Annotated in this window: 17 protein-coding genes; 13 read left to right on the plus strand and 4 right to left on the minus strand. The window is 43.6% G+C overall.

The features are described from left to right. The 9 genes from C0W29_RS17015 to rpoC all read left to right on the plus strand — a co-directional run. On the plus strand, nt 1–136 hold a 136-nt coding region (locus tag C0W29_RS17015; RefSeq protein ID WP_080175057.1), incomplete at its 5' end, for an EF-Tu C-terminal domain-related protein. A gap of 242 nt (nt 137–378) precedes the next feature. Then, nucleotides 379–756, plus strand: a complete 378-nt coding sequence (secE, locus tag C0W29_RS17020; protein ID WP_045045524.1) for a preprotein translocase subunit SecE — start codon at nt 379–381, stop codon at nt 754–756. A gap of 11 nt (nt 757–767) precedes the next feature. Further along, complete coding sequence (gene nusG, locus C0W29_RS17025; protein ID WP_036788965.1) at nt 768–1,313, plus strand: transcription termination/antitermination protein NusG; 546 nt, start codon at nt 768–770, stop codon at nt 1,311–1,313. A 125-nt stretch (nt 1,314–1,438) separates the two neighbouring features. Continuing rightward, nucleotides 1,439–1,867, plus strand: coding sequence for a 50S ribosomal protein L11 (gene rplK, locus C0W29_RS17030; RefSeq protein ID WP_036788963.1), 429 nt, complete (start codon nt 1,439–1,441; stop codon nt 1,865–1,867). A 4-nt stretch (nt 1,868–1,871) separates the two neighbouring features. Next, entirely contained in the window at nt 1,872–2,576 is a 705-nt protein-coding gene (rplA, locus tag C0W29_RS17035; protein WP_036788961.1) for a 50S ribosomal protein L1, read from the plus strand. Nucleotides 2,577–2,827: 251 nt separating this feature from the next. After that, the gene (gene rplJ / locus C0W29_RS17040; RefSeq protein ID WP_036788959.1) at nt 2,828–3,322 is read left to right on the plus strand and encodes a 50S ribosomal protein L10; all 495 of its coding nucleotides are present in this window, start codon (nt 2,828–2,830) and stop codon (nt 3,320–3,322) included. Nucleotides 3,323–3,381: 59 nt separating this feature from the next. After that, nucleotides 3,382–3,747: a 50S ribosomal protein L7/L12 gene (rplL, locus tag C0W29_RS17045; protein WP_036788958.1), complete on the plus strand. Its 366-nt coding sequence runs from the start codon at nt 3,382–3,384 to the stop codon at nt 3,745–3,747. Nucleotides 3,748–3,977: 230 nt separating this feature from the next. Beyond that, nucleotides 3,978–8,003: a DNA-directed RNA polymerase subunit beta gene (gene rpoB / locus C0W29_RS17050; RefSeq protein WP_045043668.1), complete on the plus strand. Its 4,026-nt coding sequence runs from the start codon at nt 3,978–3,980 to the stop codon at nt 8,001–8,003. A 102-nt stretch (nt 8,004–8,105) separates the two neighbouring features. Then, a complete protein-coding gene (gene rpoC, locus C0W29_RS17055; RefSeq protein ID WP_036788954.1) occupies nt 8,106–12,323 on the plus strand; it encodes a DNA-directed RNA polymerase subunit beta' in 4,218 nt (1,405 codons plus the stop codon). A gap of 175 nt (nt 12,324–12,498) precedes the next feature. Here rpoC and C0W29_RS17060 read toward each other — a convergent pair whose 3' ends face one another. Then, the gene (locus C0W29_RS17060; protein WP_045043669.1) at nt 12,499–12,978 is read right to left on the minus strand and encodes an Rsd/AlgQ family anti-sigma factor; all 480 of its coding nucleotides are present in this window, start codon (nt 12,976–12,978) and stop codon (nt 12,499–12,501) included. A gap of 148 nt (nt 12,979–13,126) precedes the next feature. Here C0W29_RS17060 and nudC point away from each other — a divergent pair, with 148 nt between their 5' ends. Both nudC and hemE read left to right on the plus strand, forming a co-directional pair. Further along, nucleotides 13,127–13,903: an NAD(+) diphosphatase gene (gene nudC, locus C0W29_RS17065; protein ID WP_045045525.1), complete on the plus strand. Its 777-nt coding sequence runs from the start codon at nt 13,127–13,129 to the stop codon at nt 13,901–13,903. Nucleotides 13,904–13,987: 84 nt separating this feature from the next. Next, entirely contained in the window at nt 13,988–15,055 is a 1,068-nt protein-coding gene (gene hemE / locus C0W29_RS17070) for a uroporphyrinogen decarboxylase (protein ID WP_036788948.1), read from the plus strand. Nucleotides 15,056–15,182: 127 nt separating this feature from the next. On the opposite strand, the gene C0W29_RS17075 is transcribed toward hemE, so the two are convergent. Both C0W29_RS17075 and C0W29_RS17080 read right to left on the minus strand, forming a co-directional pair. Beyond that, nucleotides 15,183–15,800, minus strand: a complete 618-nt coding sequence (locus C0W29_RS17075; protein WP_045045526.1) for a uracil-DNA glycosylase family protein — start codon at nt 15,798–15,800, stop codon at nt 15,183–15,185. A 27-nt stretch (nt 15,801–15,827) separates the two neighbouring features. Beyond that, nucleotides 15,828–16,739 carry a D-2-hydroxyacid dehydrogenase gene (locus tag C0W29_RS17080; protein WP_045045527.1) on the minus strand — a complete coding sequence of 304 codons (912 nt, stop codon included), beginning with the start codon at nt 16,737–16,739 and terminating at the stop codon, nt 15,828–15,830. 67 nt (nt 16,740–16,806) lie between these two features. Between C0W29_RS17080 and C0W29_RS17085 the strand changes: the two genes are divergently transcribed. Then, entirely contained in the window at nt 16,807–17,394 is a 588-nt protein-coding gene (locus C0W29_RS17085) for a YjaG family protein (RefSeq protein ID WP_045043673.1), read from the plus strand. Between the two features lie 588 nt (nt 17,395–17,982). Next, nucleotides 17,983–19,287 (plus strand): branched-chain amino acid transport system II carrier protein, encoded by a 1,305-nt coding sequence (gene brnQ / locus C0W29_RS17090; protein WP_045045528.1) that lies wholly within the window; start codon nt 17,983–17,985, stop codon nt 19,285–19,287. Between the two features lie 88 nt (nt 19,288–19,375). On the opposite strand, the gene C0W29_RS17095 is transcribed toward brnQ, so the two are convergent. Beyond that, entirely contained in the window at nt 19,376–20,434 is a 1,059-nt protein-coding gene (locus C0W29_RS17095; protein WP_036788938.1) for a CNNM domain-containing protein, read from the minus strand. Nucleotides 20,435–20,537 lie beyond the last annotated feature (103 nt).

The raw sequence follows: 20,537 nt of genomic DNA on the forward strand, positions 1-20,537 counted from the left end.
GGTAATGCCTGGTGATAACATCTCTATGACTGTTACTCTAATCGCACCTATCGCGATGGATGAAGGTCTACGTTTTGCTATCCGTGAAGGTGGCCGTACAGTTGGTGCTGGTGTTGTTGCAACTATCGTTGCATAAGTTACGCTAATGTCGTTGAATTAAATTTGACGATAGAGCACTAAAAAGGGCATCATTTGATGCCCTTTTTCTACACTTTAACTTTAAATTGAATGTTTTTTGTTCAAAGTGTGGAAGTGAAATTTCGTAAAGATGAAGTTTTTGTAATGTTATTAAAGGTTTAGCCTTTTCCTTCATCCTAGACCTCGCTTAAGCGGGGTTATTTTCGTCTAGATGATTAACACTAGTTACAGGTTGGTTGTATGAAAGCGAATGCCGAAAACCAAGAAAGCGAAAGCAAAATGGATGGCCTGAAATGGGTCGTGGTTTTTGCTTTGCTAGCTGCTGCTGTGGTTGGTAATTACCTATACAGTGATGTTTCTGTTGTTCTGCGCTCTTCTGCCGTAGTTGCCCTTGTGGTTATTGCTGGTATTTTTGCTGCATTGACAGCAAAAGGTAAAGCCGTGGTTACGTTCGCACGTGAATCGCGCATGGAAGTCCGCAAAGTAGTGTGGCCTACTCGTCAGGAAGCTACGCAGACAACCTTTATCGTTCTAGCAGTCACTGTCGTGATGGCATTAGCCCTTTGGGGTATTGATGGCATTATGGTCCGTTTAGTGCGCCTAGTTACTGGCGCGTGAGGTAAGAATTCATGAGCGAAGCTCCAAAAAAACGTTGGTATGTAGTACAGGCTTTTTCAGGTTTTGAAGGCCGTGTAGCACAATCACTACGTGAACATATCAAAATTCATGGTATGGAAGAGCACTTTGACGAGGTTTTAGTACCGACGGAAGAAGTGGTAGAAATGCGTGCTGGTCAACGCCGTAAGAGTGAGCGTAAGTTCTTCCCTGGCTATGTACTTGTGCAAATGGTGATGAACGATGAAACATGGCACCTTGTACGTAGTATCCCTCGTGTAATGGGGTTCATTGGCGGTACATCTGATCGTCCAGCTCCGATTTCTGATAAAGAAGCGGATGCGATCTTAAACCGTCTACAACAAGCTAGTGAATCCCCTGTACATAAAACAGTATTTGAACCTGGTGAAGTGGTACGCGTGACTGATGGTCCGTTTGCTGACTTTAATGGTACGATTGAATCTGTAGATTATGATAAGAGCCGTGTTAAGGTTTCTGTATCAATCTTCGGTCGTGCAACACCAGTAGAGCTTGAATTCGGTCAAATCGAAAAGAACTGATCAAATTCTGTTCAACTCGTATTGTCAGGGGCGTGGAATTAGGCTATAATTTCGCGCCCTTTCGTTAGACGGGGAGTCTGTTTGTTTAAAATAGACGTTTGAACCCAAAATTTAGGTATATAGCAATGGCTAAAAAAGTAGAAGCTTACATCAAGCTGCAAGTTGCAGCTGGTGCAGCGAATCCAAGTCCACCAGTTGGTCCAGCTCTTGGTCAACATGGTGTAAACATCATGGAATTCTGTAAGGCGTTTAACGCTAAGACTGACTCAATCGAGAAAGGTCTTCCGACTCCAGTTGTTATCACTGTTTACAGTGACCGTTCTTTCACGTTCATCACTAAGACACCACCTGCAGCAGTTCTTCTGCTTAAAGCAGCTGGTCTTAAGTCTGGTTCTGGCCGTCCGAACACTGACAAAGTGGGTACTGTAACTGACGCTCAGATCCTAGAGATCGCTGAGACTAAAGCTGCAGACATGACTGGTGCTGACATTGAAGCTATGAAGCGTTCAATTGCTGGTACTGCTCGTTCAATGGGCCTAGTGGTAGAGGGTTAAGATAATGGCTAAACTGACTAAGCGTATGCGCGTTATCCGTGACAAAGTTGATTCTACTCGTGAGTACGATATCAATGAAGCTGTTGCTCTTCTAAAAGAACTAGCTACTGCTAAATTCGTAGAAAGTGTTGACGTTGCCGTTAACCTTGGTATCGATGCACGTAAATCAGACCAAAACGTTCGTGGTGCAACTGTACTACCTAACGGTACTGGTCGTGACATTCGTGTTGCTGTATTTACACAAGGCGCAAACGCTGAAGCTGCTAAAGAAGCTGGCGCTGAGCTTGTAGGTATGGAAGATCTAGCTGCTCTTGTTAAGAAAGGCGAAATGAACTTTGACGTAGTTATCGCATCTCCAGATGCAATGCGCGTTGTAGGTCAACTTGGTACCATTCTTGGTCCACGTGGTCTTATGCCAAACCCTAAAGTTGGTACTGTAACTCCTAACGTTGCTGAAGCAGTTAAAAATGCTAAAGCTGGTCAGGTTCGTTACCGTAACGACAAAAATGGTATCATTCACACTACTATCGGTAAGGTGAACTTTGATGCCGCTCAACTACAAGAGAACCTTGAGTCTCTTCTAGTTGCACTGAAGCGTGCTAAGCCGTCTTCAGCGAAAGGTACTTTCATTAAGAAAGTAAGCATCTCTACCACTATGGGTGCAGGTGTAGCGTTAGATCAGAACTCTCTGAAAGCTAACGTAGCGTAAACTAATTTGCAGAAGCGATAAGTTAGTGTATAATTTGTCGCTTCCGAATTCGTGGCTGAGGTTGATTGGTTTCAATTGACCTCCGTCAAAGACCGTAGGTGTTTTTCGGAACTTAATTTACCTACGTAGACGGTGCCAGAACATGATTGATGTAAGTCTTTTTTGGATCTGCGCCGTAAAACTCTCCTGTCAACCGGCAGTGAGTGGTGTAAATGCTGGGGTGACCCAGAAATTATCCAGGAGCAAATCCAATGGCATTAAATCTTCAAGACAAAAAAGCAATTGTTGCTGAAGTCAACGAAGCTGCCAATGGTGCCCTGTCTGCAGTTGTTGCTGACTCTCGCGGTGTTAGTGTGTGTGCAATGACAACTCTACGTAAACAAGCTCGTGAAGCTGGCGTTTACCTACGAGTTGTTCGTAACACATTAGCACGTCGTGCAGTTGAAGGTACTAACTTTGAATGTCTACAAGACGTTTTCGTTGGTCCTTCACTAATCGGCTTCTCTAATGAGCACCCAGGTGCTGCAGCGCGTCTTTTCAAAGACTTCGCTAAAGAGAATAAAAGCTTCGAGATCAAAGCTGCTGCATTCGAAGGCGCTATTGCCAACGCTGATGTACTAGCAACTCTACCAACTTACGACGAAGCTATCGCACGCCTAATGATGTGCATGAAAGAAGCGTCTGCTGGTAAACTTGTACGTACTATCGCGGCTGTACGTGATCAGAAAGAAGAAGCTGCTGCTTAATTGCCGCACTTTATCTGAACACTATTTAAACTTATTGTTGACTTTAAAAGAGAATTGTTATGTCTATCACTAACGAGCAAATCCTAGACGCAGTTGCAGAAATGTCTGTAATGCAAGTTGTTGAGCTTATCGAAGCTATGGAAGAGAAATTCGGTGTTTCTGCTGCTGCTGCAGTAGTTGCAGGCGGCGCAGCTGCAGAAGCAGCTGAAGAGCAAACTGAATTTGACGTAATCCTAACAGCTGCTGGCCCTAACAAAGTACAAGTTATCAAAGCTGTACGTGGCGCAACTGGTCTTGGTCTTAAAGAAGCTAAAGCTGTAGTTGACGGCGCACCTGCTGCTGTTAAAGAAGGCGTAGATAAAGCTGAAGCTGAAGCTCTTAAAGCTCAATTAGAAGAAGCTGGTGCTTCTGTTGAAGTTAAATAATAATTATTTGATTTCATAGCCATTTATGGCTATTGGCTGGTGGCAAAAATGCCACCGGCCTTTTTGCGCTATAAACCAGTGGTATTTTTACCTTGTTTTGTATCCACTGTATGCGTGAACAATATTCTAGTTTCATTGGAATATTCCTACTACAAAAAACAACGATTAGTCACTACCCCCGCATGTGATATGGGGTAGTTTGGATCACTTATCAGCGATCTGAGGAACCTATGGTTTACTCTTATACCGAGAAAAAGCGTATCCGTAAGGATTTTGGTAAGCGTCCACAAGTGTTGGATGCACCATACTTGCTATCGATCCAGCTTGATTCTTTCCAAAAATTTATCGAGCAGGATCCAGAAGGGCATTACGGTCTAGAAGCTGCCTTTCGCTCTGTTTTTCCAATCCAGAGCTATAATGGCAATTCCGAGCTGCAATACGTTAGCTATCGTCTCGGTGAGCCGGTCTTCGATGTCAAAGAATGTCAAATTCGTGGCGTAACTTATTCTGCTCCACTACGCGTGAAGCTACGTCTGGTCATGTATGACCGTGACGCGCCGGCTGGCACCGTAAAAGACATTAAAGAACAAGAAGTTTACATGGGCGAAATTCCGCTCATGACAGATAACGGTACATTCGTTATTAACGGTACCGAGAGGGTTATCGTATCTCAGCTGCACCGTAGTCCTGGTGTATTCTTTGACAGCGATAAGGGTAAAACCCACTCCTCAGGTAAAGTGTTATATAACGCTCGTGTTATTCCTTACCGTGGTTCATGGTTGGATTTCGAGTTCGATCCTAAGGATAATGTTTTCGTACGTATCGACCGTCGTCGTAAACTACCTGCGTCTATTATCCTTCGCGCACTTAACTACACAACTGAACAGATTCTTGACATGTTCTTCGATAAGATTAATTTCGAAGTTCGTGGTAAGTCTTTAGTTATGGAGTTGGTACCTGATCGTCTACGTGGTGAAACTGCAAGCTTTGATATCGAAGCAAACGGTACAGTTTACGTAGAGCAAGGTCGTCGTATCACTGCTCGTCATATTCGTCAATTGGCGAAAGATGGCATTGATAGTATCGAAGTACCTGTTGAATATATCGTTGGCAAAATTGCATCTCGTGATTACATCAACGAAGAAACTGGCGAACTGATTGTTACGGCTAACCAAGAATTAAGCTTGGAAGCACTAGCACTTCTATCTCAGGCTGGTCATAAATCTATTCAAGTTCTATTTACGAATGATTTAGATCATGGCCCGTACATGTCAGACACACTACGTGTGGATAACAGTACTGACCGCCTAAGTGCATTGGTAGAAATCTACCGTATGATGCGCCCTGGCGAGCCACCAACACGTGAAGCAGCTGATCAATTATTTGAAAGCTTGTTCTTCTCAGAAGATCGTTACGATCTTTCTGCTGTTGGTCGTATGAAGTTCAACAGTTCTCTTCTTCGTGAAGAAACAACTGGTCCTGGTATTCTGAGCAACAACGACATCATTGATGTGATGAAGAAGTTGATCGATATCCGTAACGGTAAAGGCGAGGTTGATGATATCGACCACCTTGGTAACCGTCGTATTCGCTCTGTGGGCGAAATGGCTGAAAACCAATTCCGTGTAGGTCTAGTTCGTGTTGAGCGTGCTGTTAAAGAGCGTCTAAGCTTAGGCGATCTTGATGCAATCATGCCTCAAGACCTGATTAATGCGAAGCCTATTTCTGCGGCAGTGAAAGAGTTCTTTGGCTCTTCTCAGTTGTCACAGTTTATGGACCAGAACAACCCGTTGTCAGAAGTTACTCACAAACGTCGTATCTCGGCGCTTGGTCCAGGTGGTCTGACTCGTGAACGTGCTGGTTTTGAGGTTCGAGACGTACACGCGACTCACTACGGTCGTCTATGTCCTATCGAAACTCCTGAAGGTCCAAACATCGGTCTAATCAACTCGCTATCTGTATTTGCGCGTTGTAACCCTTACGGTTTCTTGGAAACACCTTACCGTAAAGTTGTTGACGGAAAAGTTTCGGACGAAATCGAATACCTATCAGCAATTGAAGAAGGTCTATACGTTATTGCACAGGCAAACGCCGCGCTTAACGAAGATGGTTCTTTTGCTGACGAATTGATCACTGCGCGTCAGAAAGGCGATTCAGGTTTGCACCCACGCGACCATGTTCAATACATGGACGTTGCAACCAACCAGGTTGTATCTGTGGCGGCATCGCTAATCCCGTTCCTAGAACACGATGATGCTAACCGTGCCCTTATGGGTGCGAACATGCAACGTCAGGCAGTTCCTACTATTCGTGCTGATAAGCCGTTAGTTGGTACTGGTATTGAACGTCAAATCGGTGTTGATTCAGGTGTAACTGCTGTTGCTAAACGTGGCGGCCAAGTTCAGTCTGTAGATGCTTCTCGTATCGTTATCAAAGTTAACGAAGACGAGTTGATCCCTGGTGAAGCAGGTATCGATATCTACAACTTAACTAAGTACACCCGTTCTAACCAGAACACATGTATTAACCAGCGTCCAACCGTACTACCTGGCGAGCCAGTAGCACGTGGTGATGTACTTGCTGATGGTCCTTCAACAGACCTTGGTGAGCTAGCGCTTGGTCAAAACATGCGTATCGCATTCATGCCTTGGAACGGTTACAACTTCGAAGACTCCATCTTAGTTTCTGAGCGTGTAGTTCAGGAAGATCGTTTCACAACTATCCATATTCAAGAACTTTCTTGTGTGGCTCGTGATACGAAGTTGGGTTCTGAAGAAATCACTGCCGATATCCCGAACGTGGGTGAAGCAGCGCTTTCTAAGTTAGACGAATCAGGTATCGTTTACATCGGTGCGGAAGTGAAGGGTGGCGACATCCTTGTTGGTAAAGTGACACCTAAGGGTGAAACGCAACTGACTCCTGAAGAGAAGCTTCTACGAGCTATCTTTGGTGAAAAAGCTTCTGACGTTAAAGATTCATCTTTACGTGTTCCTGGTAGTGTTACTGGTACGATCATTGACGTACAAGTGTTCACTCGTGATGGCGTAGAGAAAGACAAGCGTGCTCTTGAAATTGAAGAGATGCAGCTGAAAGAAGCTAAGAAAGATATCACAGAAGAATTCCAGATCCTTGAGGGTGGTCTTCTTGCTCGTGTTCGTACGCTTCTATTATCTGCAGGTTACGGCGAAGAGAAAATCTCTTCAATGAACCGCGATACATTGTTCGCACAAACGCTTGACGATGAATCAGAACAAAACCTATTGGAACAGCTTGCAGAACAGTATGATGAACTGAAAGCTGAGTTCGATAAGAAGTTTGAAACTAAGCGTCGTAAAATCACTCAGGGTGATGACCTAGCGCCTGGCGTACTTAAGATTGTTAAAGTATACCTAGCTGTTCGTCGTCGTATCCAACCTGGTGATAAGATGGCAGGTCGTCACGGTAACAAGGGTGTAATCTCTAAGATTAACCCTGTTGAAGACATGCCATACGATGAAAAAGGTCAAACGGTTGATATCGTACTAAACCCATTGGGTGTACCGTCACGTATGAACATCGGTCAGATCCTTGAGACTCACTTAGGTCTTGCGGCGAAAGGTATCGGTGACAAACTTAACGATATGCTGAAAGAACAGCAGGAGTTACACAAGTTCCGTAACTTCCTACAACGTGTTTACAATCTAGGCGATACTCGCCAGAAGGTTGACATTGCTGAACTATCAGACGACGAAGTACGTACTCTTGTACAAAACCTTCGTAAAGGTCTACCTATTGCAACTCCTGTATTTGATGGCGCACCTGAATCATCAATTAAAGAATTGCTACAGTTAGGTGGTTTACCAACGTCTGGTCAGCTGAAGTTGTTTGATGGCCGTACTGGTGACCCGTTTGAGCGTCCTGTAACTGTTGGTTACATGTACATGCTTAAACTGAACCACTTGGTTGATGACAAGATGCACGCCCGTTCTACCGGTTCTTACAGTCTTGTTACTCAGCAGCCGCTGGGTGGTAAAGCTCAGTTCGGTGGTCAGCGTTTCGGTGAGATGGAAGTGTGGGCGCTTGAAGCATATGGCGCAGCATACACCCTTCAAGAAATGCTAACCGTTAAGTCAGATGACGTTAACGGCCGTACGAAGATGTATAAAAACATCGTTGACGGTGATCATCGTATGGAACCTGGTATGCCGGAATCATTCAACGTATTGTTGAAAGAAATCCGCTCGTTGGGTATCAACATCGAGCTGGAAGACGAGTAAGTTTTAGGTTAGTCACCTATACTTATTAGTTACTCCGGTATAAATATGAAGGCGCCAGTAGTCCTGGCGCCTTTATGGGTCAACTCCTCACAGGAGCCGAATGTGAAAGACTTACTTAAGTTTCTGAAAGCACAACATAAGACCGAAGAATTTGATGCTATCAAAATCGGTCTAGCTTCACCTGACATGATTCGTTCATGGTCTTTTGGTGAAGTTAAAAAGCCAGAAACAATCAACTATCGTACCTTCAAGCCTGAGCGTGACGGTCTTTTCTGTGCACGTATCTTTGGCCCAGTAAAAGACTACGAGTGTCTTTGTGGCAAGTACAAGCGCTTGAAGCACCGTGGTGTGATCTGTGAAAAATGTGGTGTTGAAGTTACTCAGACTAAGGTACGCCGTGAGCGTATGGGTCACATTGAGCTTGCTTCACCTGTTGCCCACATCTGGTTCTTAAAGTCACTACCATCTCGTATCGGTTTGTTAATGGACATGCCTCTACGTGATATCGAACGTGTACTTTACTTTGAATCATACGTTGTTATCGAACCTGGTATGACCAACCTTGAGCGTAGCCAGCTGCTTTCTGAAGAGCAGTACTTGGATGCACTTGAAGAGTGGGGCGACGAGTTCGACGCGAAGATGGGCGCAGAAGCGGTTAAAGCACTTTTAGGCAACATGGACCTAAATGCTGAAATCGAAAACATGCGTGAAGAGCTAGAAGAAACTAACTCTGAAACTAAGCGTAAAAAATTAACCAAGCGTCTTAAATTGGTTGAAGCATTCCTACAGTCTGGAAACAACCCTGAGTGGATGATCCTGTCTGTACTGCCAGTATTACCGCCGGATCTTCGTCCGTTGGTACCACTAGACGGCGGCCGTTTCGCGACTTCAGATCTTAACGATCTTTACCGTCGTGTAATTAACCGTAACAACCGTCTGAAGCGTCTACTTGACCTGGCTGCTCCTGATATCATCGTACGTAACGAAAAGCGTATGTTGCAGGAATCTGTTGATGCATTACTAGATAACGGTCGTCGTGGCCGCGCTATCACAGGCTCTAACAAGCGTCCTCTGAAATCTTTGGCTGATATGATCAAAGGTAAGCAGGGTCGTTTCCGTCAGAACTTGCTTGGTAAGCGTGTTGACTACTCTGGTCGTTCTGTTATCACCGTAGGTCCATACCTGCGTTTGCATCAGTGTGGTCTTCCTAAGAAGATGGCACTTGAGCTATTTAAGCCATTCATCTATGGCAAGCTAGAGACTCGTGGTCTTGCGACTACAATCAAAGCTGCTAAGAAGATGGTTGAGCGCGAAGAAGCGATTGTTTGGGATATCCTAGACGAAGTTATTCGTGAACACCCAGTAATGCTAAACCGTGCACCAACATTGCACCGTCTTGGTATTCAGGCGTTTGAACCAATCCTTATCGAAGGTAAAGCGATTCAGCTTCACCCACTAGTGTGTGCGGCATACAACGCCGACTTCGATGGTGACCAGATGGCGGTTCACTTGCCATTGACTCTAGAAGCGCAGCTAGAAGCTCGTGCTTTGATGATGTCTACTAACAACATCCTTTCACCTGCATCAGGTGATCCGATCATCGTACCTTCTCAGGACGTTGTATTGGGTCTTTACTACATGACGCGTGAGAAAATCAACGCGAAGGGTGAAGGCATGTACCTTGCTGGACCAGCGGAAGCTGAGAAAGCATACCTTACTAAAAACGCAGAGCTACATGCTCGCGTTAAAGTACGTATTACAGAATTTGTGAAAGACGAGCAGGGTAACTTTATTGAGAATACTCAATTAGTTGATACTACTGTTGGTCGCGCAATGCTATGGCCTATCGTTCCTAAAGGTCTGCCATTTAGCCTTGTAAACACTGAAGCACTTGGTAAGAAGCAAATTTCTAAACTTCTTAACACCTGTTACCGTAAGCTTGGTATGAAAGAGACTGTTGTCTTTGCTGACCAAATTATGTACACAGGTTTTGCTTACGCGGCACTTTCTGGTGTATCTGTTGGTATCGACGATATGGTTGTACCTGCGGCTAAGTACACTAAGATCGCTGAAGCTGAAGCAGAAGTTGCTGAAATTCAAGAACAGTTCCAGTCAGGTCTTGTGACTGCTGGTGAACGTTACAACAAAGTTATCGATATCTGGGCTACAGCTAACGAACAAGTTGCTAAAGCGATGATGGATAACCTGTCTTTTGAAACTGTTATTAACCGTGACGGCGTAGAAGAACAGCAAAAATCGTTCAACAGTGTATACATGATGGCCGATTCTGGTGCGCGTGGTTCTGCTGCACAGATTCGTCAGTTGGCGGGTATGCGTGGTCTGATGGCTAAGCCGGATGGCTCAATCATCGAAACGCCGATCACTGCGAACTTCCGTGAAGGTCTAAACGTACTCCAGTACTTTATTTCTACGCACGGTGCTCGTAAGGGTCTAGCGGATACGGCACTTAAGACAGCGAACTCCGGTTACCTAACGCGTCGTCTAGTAGACGTTGCGCAAGACGTAGTAATCACAGCAGATGACTGTGGTACTTACGCTGGTATCACCATGATGCCTCTAATCGAGGGTGGTGATGTTAAGGAACAACTAGGTGATCGTGTTCTAGGTCGTGTTGTTGCTGAAGACGTTCTACTTCCTGGTACAGAAGAAGTTCTAGCTCCTCGTAATACACTTCTTGATGAGAAGTGGTGTGAGATCCTAGAAGCTAACTCTGTTGACCAAGTTAAAGTACGTTCTGTAGTAACGTGTGAAAACGATTTCGGTTGTTGTAAGTTCTGTTACGGTCGTGACCTTGCTCGTGGTCACCTGATCAACTCAGGTGAAGCAGTAGGTGTTGTTGCAGCGCAGTCTATCGGTGAACCTGGTACACAGCTAACAATGCGTACGTTCCACATCGGTGGTGCGGCATCAGCAGCAGCAGCAGATAATAAGATCGTAGTGAAAACTACGGGTTCTATGAAGCTGCATAATGCGAAGTTCGTAACTAACAATGCTGGTAAGCTTGTAATTACTTCTCGTGCATCTGAGCTAAGTATCATTGATAAGCTTGGTCGTACGAAAGAAAACTACAAACTGTCTTACGGTACGTTGCTAACTAAAGGTGATGGCGCCGAGGTTGTTGCTGGTGAAACAGTAGCAAACTGGGAAGCACACACCATGCCAATCATCACTGAAGTGGCTGGTCGTATCCAGTTCGTTGATATGATTGATGGCGTAACAGTTTCTCGTCAAACAGATGATCTAACAGGTCTATCTTCAAGCGAAGTAACTGATCCAGCAGCACGCCCAGCAGCAGGTAAAGATATGCGTCCAGCTATCAAACTTGTTGATGCTGATGGTAACGATGTAATGATCCCTGGTACTGATATGCCAGCTCAATACTTCTTACCAGGTAAGGCGATTGTTCAGCTTGATGACGGCGCAATGGTTGGTATCGGTGATACATTATCTCGTATTCCACAGAAATCTAGTGGTAACCGAGATATCACGGGTGGTCTACCACGCGTAGCTGACTTGTTCGAAGCGCGTAAGCCTAAAGAACCAGCTATCTTGGCTGAAATTACTGGTGCAGTATCGTTCGGTAAAGAGACTAAAGGTAAGCGTCGTTTAATTATTACGCCAACTGATGGTCAGCCGTACGAAGAGATGATCCTGAAGCATCGCCAACTTAACGTTTTCGAAGGTGAAAAAGTTGAGAAGGGTGACGTAATCGCTGATGGTCCAGAAACTCCGCACGATATTCTACGTCTACGTGGTGTTCACGCAGTTGCAGAATATATCGTTAACGAAGTTCAGGAAGTTTACCGTCTACAAGGCGTTAAGATTAATGATAAGCACATTGAGACTATCATTCGTCAAATGCTACGTAAGGTAACTATCACTGTTAAGGGTGATTCAGATTTCCTAGAAGGCGAGCAAGTTGAATTCTCTCGCGTAACGATTGCTAACCGTCAGCTTGAAGCTGAAGGTAAGACACCAGTAAGTTTCTCACGTGACTTACTAGGTATCACTAAAGCATCGCTTGCGACTGAGTCATTCATCTCAGCAGCATCGTTCCAGGAAACAACTCGCGTACTAACAGAAGCAGCTGTTTCTGGTAAGCGTGATGAGCTACGTGGTCTGAAAGAAAACGTAATCGTGGGTCGTTTGATCCCAGCGGGTACAGGTTTCTCTTATCACCAACGTCGCCAGAATCAACGTAATGTTGAACTGGAGCCAGTAGCACCACAAGTTGATGCAGAGCAAGCCTCTCAAGACTTAGCGGCACTATTGAATGCAGGTCTTAACGACGAGAATTAATTCTTGGCGTGACTGATTCTAAAAGGCATCCTTCGGGGTGCCTTTTTTATTGGCTGTTATTTAGGTTGTGAGAGAAATAATCCTAAGGTGCGAGGTGCGAGGTGCGAGGTGCAAATAAATAAGTGGCAGTCACAAACTGCCACAATAATGCGTGAGTTGCGATTGCTCTGGGTGGTTATGCACCAGGAGGACAAGCAAGACTATCGCTGATTAATTCAATTAATTTATCTTCTAGTGCGAAGCGAGATTCCATTAGTTCGCCAATCTGTGATAAGTCATTATCAAGGGTATCTAATGGGTCATTATCATTGATAGCGCCGTAGCGATCATTGAAATTTAATAATGGTTCAGTGGTTAAGGTGATTTTTGCATAGAGTGCAGACATTTCTTCGGTTGGCGAAAAGCCTGTTTGATGCCAGCGTTCCATTACGTTATCGTAAATCTTGAAGTGGCCCGCTGAAATGTAATCGACGAGATCTTCACTAAACAAACATAGTTTGGACGCGGTAGGTAGATGACGATTATCATCATTGGGAGTGATACCGATTAGCTTACAGTAATCGATTAGCAGTTGTTGGCGCATCATTAGCCATTGATCAATAACATCGTTATGGCCGCCCCATTCTTTCTTAACTTGTTCAAATTTACTAAGCATGAGCACATCCTCATGATCTATCAGCATCTTAATTGGATGCTTGTGCGATCCGGCTCTTGATATAAGAGATATGGTTTCGGATAAATATTCCGTTTCAAGATTAGATTGCCAGTAAATTTACGCCGCTGCAAGGATGAAAGTAATAAAAATGTTAAAAAATGAGAATCAGGCTTATTGGTGTGTGATTAGGAATGACAAGTTATTGTTACAAAATGGGTGTTTGCCTTTATGTTCGAGTGAACAACTTATTTGTAGCACTATAACTAAACGAATTATTGGTTATTTTGGATCGTTACCTGTGTATTGGCTGGTTGAAGAAAGTGGCTTTGATGATACTAGTTTCTTTAGCTTAAGAGAGTTACTGGGCTGTGATCGTGCGTTATTTGCGTTAGCAGGCAGAGCAATTCAATTGAACTATATGCTCCAAAGCCAGCGTTTTTGTTGTCATTGCGGTCATCGAATGCAATTAGACACTAAGGTATTGGCTATGGCTTGTAATCATTGCGATAGTATTCATTATCCTCGCGTTTCACCGTGTGTCATTGTCGCGGTTCGTAAAGGTCAGCAATTATTATTGGCGCAGCATCCTCGGCATAAAACTGGAATGTATACCGTGATTGCAGGATTTATTGAACCCGGTGAAACTGCGGAACAATGTGTTGCTCGTGAGGTGCTAGAAGAAACCGGTATTACTGTTAAAAATATTCGTTATTTTGATAGTCAGCCGTGGGCATTTCCCTCTAATTTAATGCTTGGGTTTATTGCCGACTATGCGGGGGGTGAGATTAAACCTGACTACGAAGAATTGACTGATGCAATTTGGGCCACCGCAGAACAGTTACCTGAGGTTGCACCTGTGGGGACGATTGCTCGACGACTTATCGACACTGTTTTGAGATTGAATGCTGAAAATGTTCCTCATTAATCAAAGCCTGTCGAACAATTGCACTCGGTTGTTAAGATTAATGAGTGCTACAATATGACGCAGAATTAACCCGTGGAGTCTCAAATGAGCGAATTAAAAAATGACCGCTATCTACGTGCATTACTAAAGCAGCCCGTAGATTGCACACCTGTATGGATGATGCGTCAGGCTGGCCGTTACCTACCTGAGTATCGTGCGACACGTGGTGTTGCTGGTGACTTCATGTCGCTATGTAAAAATGCTGAACTAGCTAGTGAAGTAACGCTACAACCTTTAAAGCGTTTTCCATTAGATGCGGCAATTTTATTTTCTGATATTTTAACCATTCCTGATGCAATGGGATTAGGACTCTATTTTGAAGCCGGTGAAGGCCCTAAATTTAGTCATCCAATTACTTGTAAAGCTGATGTAGAACGCATTGGTATTCCTGATCCTGAAGGTGAGTTGCAGTATGTGATGAATGCGGTACGCCAAATTCGCCACGATCTTCAAGGTGAAGTGCCACTGATTGGCTTTTCTGGTAGTCCGTGGACATTAGCCACTTACATGGTTGAAGGTGGTAGTTCTAAGGCATTTACTAAAATCAAGAAGATGATGTATGCCGAGCCACAAACATTGCACTTATTGCTAGATAAACTAGCCGATAGTGTGATTGAGTATTTAAATGCTCAAATCAAAGCTGGTGCTCAAGCGGTGATGGTATTTGATACTTGGGGCGGTGTATTAACCCCACGTGATTACAATGAATTTTCACTGCGCTATATGCATAAAATTGTCGATGGCTTAATTCGTGAGAATGACGGTCGTCGAGTGCCTGTGACTCTATTTACTAAAAATGGTGGTATGTGGTTAGAGCAAATTGCAGCGACAGGTTGTGATGCGATTGGCTTAGATTGGACGATTGATATTAGCGATGCTAAACGTCGTGTTGGTGATAAAGTTGCCCTTCAAGGTAATATGGATCCATCAGTGCTTTATGCTCAGCCTGAACGTATTCGTCAAGAAGTCGCTACTATCCTTGAAGGTTTTGGTGATGGCGGTACTGGTCATGTATTCAACTTAGGTCATGGTATTCACCTTGATGTGCCGCCTGAAAACGCCGGTGTGTTTGTGGATGCGGTACATGAGCTTTCAAAGCCATACCATAAGTAATTATCACTTAGCAGTGAGTACTAAGGTACGAGTTGTTAGTTGGTATTGAAAAATAAAACCCAGACCTTTTCGGTGTGGGTTTTTTGTTATTGGAATAAAACCAGTGATGCTTTTTGATGAAGTATTTCTATTCTTCATTATCTGCTATTTCTTGGTTAGATGTTTTCCCTAGGTGCTGGTGGACATAGTGACGGATATACGGCACCACATCAGCTTCAAACCAAGGATTTTTTTTGAGCCAGATACTATTTCGTGGTGATGGATGAGGTAAGGGAATAAATCGTGGTGCCCATTGCTGCCAAGCCGCCACGGTTGCAGTTAATGTGGCTGGTTTATCTGCTAAATAAAAATTTTGGGCGTATTGGCCAATGAGTAAGGTCATTTCTATATTTGGTAACAGCGGTAACAGTTGTGGGTGCCAATGGGGAGCACAGACTTTGCGGGGTGGCAGATCACCTGATTTTCCTTTGCCAGGATAGCAGAGCCCCATCGGGATTATTGCAATTTGGCTTGGGTCATAAAATGTATCGCTATCGAGATCAAGCCAACGGCGTAAACGCTCACCACTGGCATCATTCCAAGGAATACCACTTTGATGGACTTTTATTCCAGGGGCTTGGCCGATGATAAGTAATTTCGCTTGTTGATGCGCTTGAATAATAGGTCTTGGCCCCAATGGAAGATCTTGGCAGATCTTACATTGGTGAACTTGATCTAGAATGTTGCTTAAATGTAGTATTGTCATATTAATAATACTTAGTAGTCTAACTGTTTAATATTCACGTTTAAAATCAATAGAGTAGGTGAGTTTTTGTTGTTGTATGAAGCGTAAATAGTTGTCTTTAAAGATAGTAAAAACCTGTTCAGGAAAGCTTTCTGCAGCAATGTGAGGGGTAATAGTGATCTGGGGGTGATGCCAAAATAGATGATCTGCTGGTAATGGCTCGTGTTTGAAGACATCTAAAAACGCATGCTGTAGATAATGTTGTTCAAGCGCATCCAATAAACCGTTTTCATTGACACTATTACCGCGGCCAACGTTGAAAAAGAGCGCATTTTTACAGTGTTTCAGATGTTGTTGATCAAAAAGATCATTGGTTTGTGATGTCGCAGGTAAGATAGAAACCACATAGTCGGCTTGAGCCAGAGCGGTATCAATAGCCGTGATTGCATAGGTATGATTAAAATCAGCACTGGCAGCGATACCACTACGGTTAATACCAATGATATGGCAGCCAAATACAGCTGCAACCTTAGCGAGGTGCTGACCAATGGTACCCGTACCAATAATTACCATGGTTTTTCCAGCAATAGATTGATAAGGGATCGGTTGCCATTGCTGCTGCTGTTGTTGTAAAGCATAGCGAAAAAAATGGCGCTGGTGGTTGAGGATTTGACCCATAATATATTCAGCGATCAATGGACCAAAGATCCCCCGAATATTGGTTAGTTGATAATCTTGTCTTAAATTGGGCTGAATTAACGCATCAATACCAGCATAAGTGGATTGTAACCATTGTAAATGCGGGTAATTATTCAAGCTGGTAGCGATCAAAGGTGGATCAGCAATAAGCACTGTTGCTTGGTGTGGATCTTCGGTGATTTCCAGTTGTGGTAGCTTGGCGTTAGTGAGTAATTCTACATAACGTCGCTGTTGGCGAGATACGATCTTAACTTTGATCATGCTTTTCCTTTTGTAGCATTCGTTTATCAAGTAAACTTCCACCTAAATCACTACTGTAGATTATCCCATGCTAAAGAATCCAGTCCAGTTACGTTTAGAAAAATTAGAACCTTGGCAGCACCTTACATTTATGGTGTCGTTATGTGAGCGCATGTATCCAAACTACGCCTTTTTCTGTGCAGAAACACAGTTTACAGACGGTCAACGTTACCGAGTGATCTTAGACAGTATTTGGGAGATCCTCACGGTTAAAAGTGCCAAAATCAACTTTGAAAGTCAGCTTGAAAAGTTAGAAGACATGGTACCGAGTGAAAATGACTACGATCTGTATGCGGTACGTCCTGCGATTGATGCTTGTGTTGCTCTAGCTGATCTTCTACACGCGATGTTGGATCGTGATTTAATGTTAGAAACAGTAATAAAGCTAAGTGCTTTATCTGCTGAAACCGTTGCTGATTTAGAGTCGGCGCAAACAGGTATTGAAATTACTAACGATAATCAAAAACAAAATGAAGCAGTATGTGCTGAGTGGGATACTCAGTGGGAAATTTTCCGTGCTCTAAAAGAAGCAGAGCGCCGTGATATTGATTTGATCAAAGATCTACGTGCTGAATTGCGTGATGAGCCAGTGAGTAATATTGGTATTGCATTGTAATTATCCGTTAATGATTAAATAAAAAAAGAAGCCAATTGGCTTCTTTTTTTATATCTGTTGTTATTTTTATAGCAAAATATTGCCAAATTACGCTTTGAACTGTAACGAATAAATGACATTAATGATGTAATAATTAGGCGTTAGGTGTTTTTTGTTAACAGTTTGTTTAATTCGTTATGGTCGTTTATTCTGATTTTAAACTTGAAAAGCAGTGTATATGACTGGTTGGTGAGTTAACTTTACGCCATTCCACTTATTTTATTTTGGCTCTTGTAATTACATCCCCGCAGCGTTTATAACATAACCACTGCGTAGCTGGTTTGCTACGACATTCGTGGTCTGTTGGTTTGAAGGAGGCAAATATGAAATATTCTATCGTAAACACTATTGTATCTTGCTTCATTCCACCAATGGTTGCTGATAGCACAGCATCGATTGCTACTTCACAGCTCTTGCTCTCTCTGAATCTTATTCAGGGCTGACAGGCCATACCATTTTTCTGTCAGCTTGTGAGCAAGCCGGCAGGATAGACTTCACCACTTCCCGTCTCGCTTTCTCCAAGCTAAAAAGTAATTACCAAGGAATACTATGTTAAGTGCACGCAATATCGCCGCCTTAGGCTTCATGACATTCGCTATGTACTTAGGTGCTGGCAATTTAATCTTCCCTCCCTATCTAGGTTACCAAGCTGGAGATAATTTCCTCAGTGGTATGGCGGGTTTTTTATTAACTGGCGTCGGTTTACCTGCAATAGCATTAGTGATTGTGGCTTGGGTACGTGGCTCTGATAATTTAACTGCAGCGTTACCAAAACCGTTAGCGACCGGGTTCTGGGTGATGTTGTTTATTGTGATTGGCCCAGCATTTATTATTCCACGTACCATCACCGTTGCTTATCAATTTAGTTTGGCACCGTTTATCGGTGATAGTGGTTTAATCCCTTTTTCTGCAGTGTTCTGCTTAGCGGCGATTTTATTTTCTTTATACCCAGGTAAGTTAGTTGATACTTTAGGTAAATGGTTGACGCCGGTGTTATTAACGATTTTAACCATTATGGCCGTAGTTGCGGTGCTATATCCGTCAGGTCAGGTTGAAGTGGCCTCTGGTCCCTATGCGACAGGTGCAATGGCAGAAGGTATGACTCAGGGTTACATGACCATGGATGCGTTAGGCTCGATTGGTTTTGGCTGGGTGATTTTCAGAGCGATTGAAGGCATGGGGGTTAAGTGCCCGAAAGCGATTGCGAAATATACATTTATTGCGGCTCTAATGTATGCCACCGCGATGGCGCTAGTGTATTTATCATTGGCGTACATTGGAGTTACCAGCGCGAATTTAGGGACTAACTTCGCCAATGGTGGTGAAATTCTGACTGCTTTCACTAACGCGCATTTTGGTGCTTTTGGTATTATTATTTTGGGTTCAGTGTTGGTCTTGGCATGTTTGACAACGGCGATTGGCGTAACAACCGCTGGCAGTGAGTTTTATAGCCGTAGTTTCAGTAAAGTCACTTACCGTAAAAGTGTGTGGGTGATTATGGTGCTATCAGGCTTGGTTGCCAATGTCGGTTTAGCACAATTATTAGCAGTAACGTTACCCGTTGTGGTCGCATTACATCCGATTGCGATTGCGTTGTTACTGATTGCACCATTGCGTCATCAATTATCCCAAGTTGCAGTCTTAGCTGTCGTCGCAACCGCAACGGCCTTTGGTTGTATTGATGCAGTGCATATTTTGGGGGCGATGCCAGCGTCAATCGATAATGCTTTAACGGCACATTTACCGCTATATCATTATTACGCAGGCTGGATTTTACCAACAGTGGTGGTATTGATTATTGGTTGGGTTGTGAGCCGTATGACGGGTGAGCGTTATTGTGTCGATAACTGTTAGCAGCTAAATTGCGGTTAGGGCTAATGATGCTAATAAAAAAGGGACCTTAAGGTCCCTTTTTAGTTTCTAGCAATAATAATGACGTTGGTTAAATATCATCATCATTATTTTCAATCATCTTATGTTTTTTCTTCCACTTATCCCAACGTTGATAAGCTAATTGCTGCATGTCGGTATTCTTATCTGCTTCATCAACAATTTCTTCGCCAACCAAACTTTCAAAAATATCTTCCAGGGTGACGAGGCCTTGTACTGTACCGTATTCATCAACAATTAGAATTAACTGAGAACGCTCTTGCATTAAACGCTCAAACGCTTTTGGTACGCTAACATTGCTCATAATCACGGGTAGTGGACGTATTAGCGTGCCGAGCTCTTGGCCACCTTTGCCTGCTTGGCTTTCTGCAAATAGCTCTAATCGGTGTACGAAGCCGATAATATTATCGCTGTGCTCACTGAATACTAATGGGCGTGAGAATGGACTATTTTTATGTTTTGCTAAAAATTCGTTGATGGTTTGTTCTGCATTAACACGGAATAATACCGGACGTGGGGTCATGATCTTAGTCACGCTCACATCTTTAAATTGCAGTAGGTTTGTGAGAATTTTAGACTCTCCAGCACCAAGCTCACCTGATTCATGCGCTAACATTGCCATGGCTGATAATTCATCACGTAGTTTCGGTTGGACGTGACCATGAGCCAGACGACGAGTAATTTGCTCAGAGATCCATACTAACGGCATTAATAAGATCACCATCCAACGTAATAATATTGCGCTGGTTGGGGCTAATTGGCGCCAGTAAGTTGCTCCAATTGTTTTTGGAATAATTTCTGATAATAATAAAATACCGATGGTTAATGCACCTGAGAATACACCTAACCACTCACTACCAAAGACCACTGTTGCTTGTGCGCCTGCTGTTGCTGCACCTACCGTATGCGCGACGGTGTTTAGGGTTAGGATTGAGGCTAAGGGTCGGTCTATATTATTTTTGAGCGCGGCAAGTTTAGCTGCTGCGGGGTGGTTTTGTTGACGTAAAGTGCCGATATATCCCGGCGAAATACTCAATAAAACCGCTTCTAAAACGGAACAAATAAACGACACCCCTATAGCTACAGAGATGTAAATCGTAAGCAGTACCATATCAACCTGTCAATTAATCAGCGAATTTCGGCTATATTAATCGGGGCGGGTGGAAATAAAAACAACTCTTTTTTGAATGTTATTAGTAACATTTTGTGAACTT

The organism is Photobacterium kishitanii (assembly GCF_003026355.1).
Classification (GTDB): domain Bacteria; phylum Pseudomonadota; class Gammaproteobacteria; order Enterobacterales; family Vibrionaceae; genus Photobacterium; species Photobacterium kishitanii.

Coding starts and splice junctions, on each gene's coding strand:
- C0W29_RS17080 (WP_045045527.1), bottom strand. CDS start 16,739: ATGATCAAAGTTAAGATCGTATCTCGCCAACAGCGACGTTATGTAGAA.
- rpoB (WP_045043668.1), top strand. CDS start 3,978: ATGGTTTACTCTTATACCGAGAAAAAGCGTATCCGTAAGGATTTTGGT.
- rplL (WP_036788958.1), top strand. CDS start 3,382: ATGTCTATCACTAACGAGCAAATCCTAGACGCAGTTGCAGAAATGTCT.
- rplK (WP_036788963.1), top strand. CDS start 1,439: ATGGCTAAAAAAGTAGAAGCTTACATCAAGCTGCAAGTTGCAGCTGGT.
- nudC (WP_045045525.1), top strand. CDS start 13,127: ATGTTAAAAAATGAGAATCAGGCTTATTGGTGTGTGATTAGGAATGAC.
- rplJ (WP_036788959.1), top strand. CDS start 2,828: ATGGCATTAAATCTTCAAGACAAAAAAGCAATTGTTGCTGAAGTCAAC.
- brnQ (WP_045045528.1), top strand. CDS start 17,983: ATGTTAAGTGCACGCAATATCGCCGCCTTAGGCTTCATGACATTCGCT.
- rplA (WP_036788961.1), top strand. CDS start 1,872: ATGGCTAAACTGACTAAGCGTATGCGCGTTATCCGTGACAAAGTTGAT.
- C0W29_RS17075 (WP_045045526.1), bottom strand. CDS start 15,800: ATGACAATACTACATTTAAGCAACATTCTAGATCAAGTTCACCAATGT.
- C0W29_RS17095 (WP_036788938.1), bottom strand. CDS start 20,434: ATGGTACTGCTTACGATTTACATCTCTGTAGCTATAGGGGTGTCGTTT.
- nusG (WP_036788965.1), top strand. CDS start 768: ATGAGCGAAGCTCCAAAAAAACGTTGGTATGTAGTACAGGCTTTTTCA.
- secE (WP_045045524.1), top strand. CDS start 379: ATGAAAGCGAATGCCGAAAACCAAGAAAGCGAAAGCAAAATGGATGGC.
- C0W29_RS17060 (WP_045043669.1), bottom strand. CDS start 12,978: ATGCTTAGTAAATTTGAACAAGTTAAGAAAGAATGGGGCGGCCATAAC.
- hemE (WP_036788948.1), top strand. CDS start 13,988: ATGAGCGAATTAAAAAATGACCGCTATCTACGTGCATTACTAAAGCAG.
- C0W29_RS17085 (WP_045043673.1), top strand. CDS start 16,807: ATGCTAAAGAATCCAGTCCAGTTACGTTTAGAAAAATTAGAACCTTGG.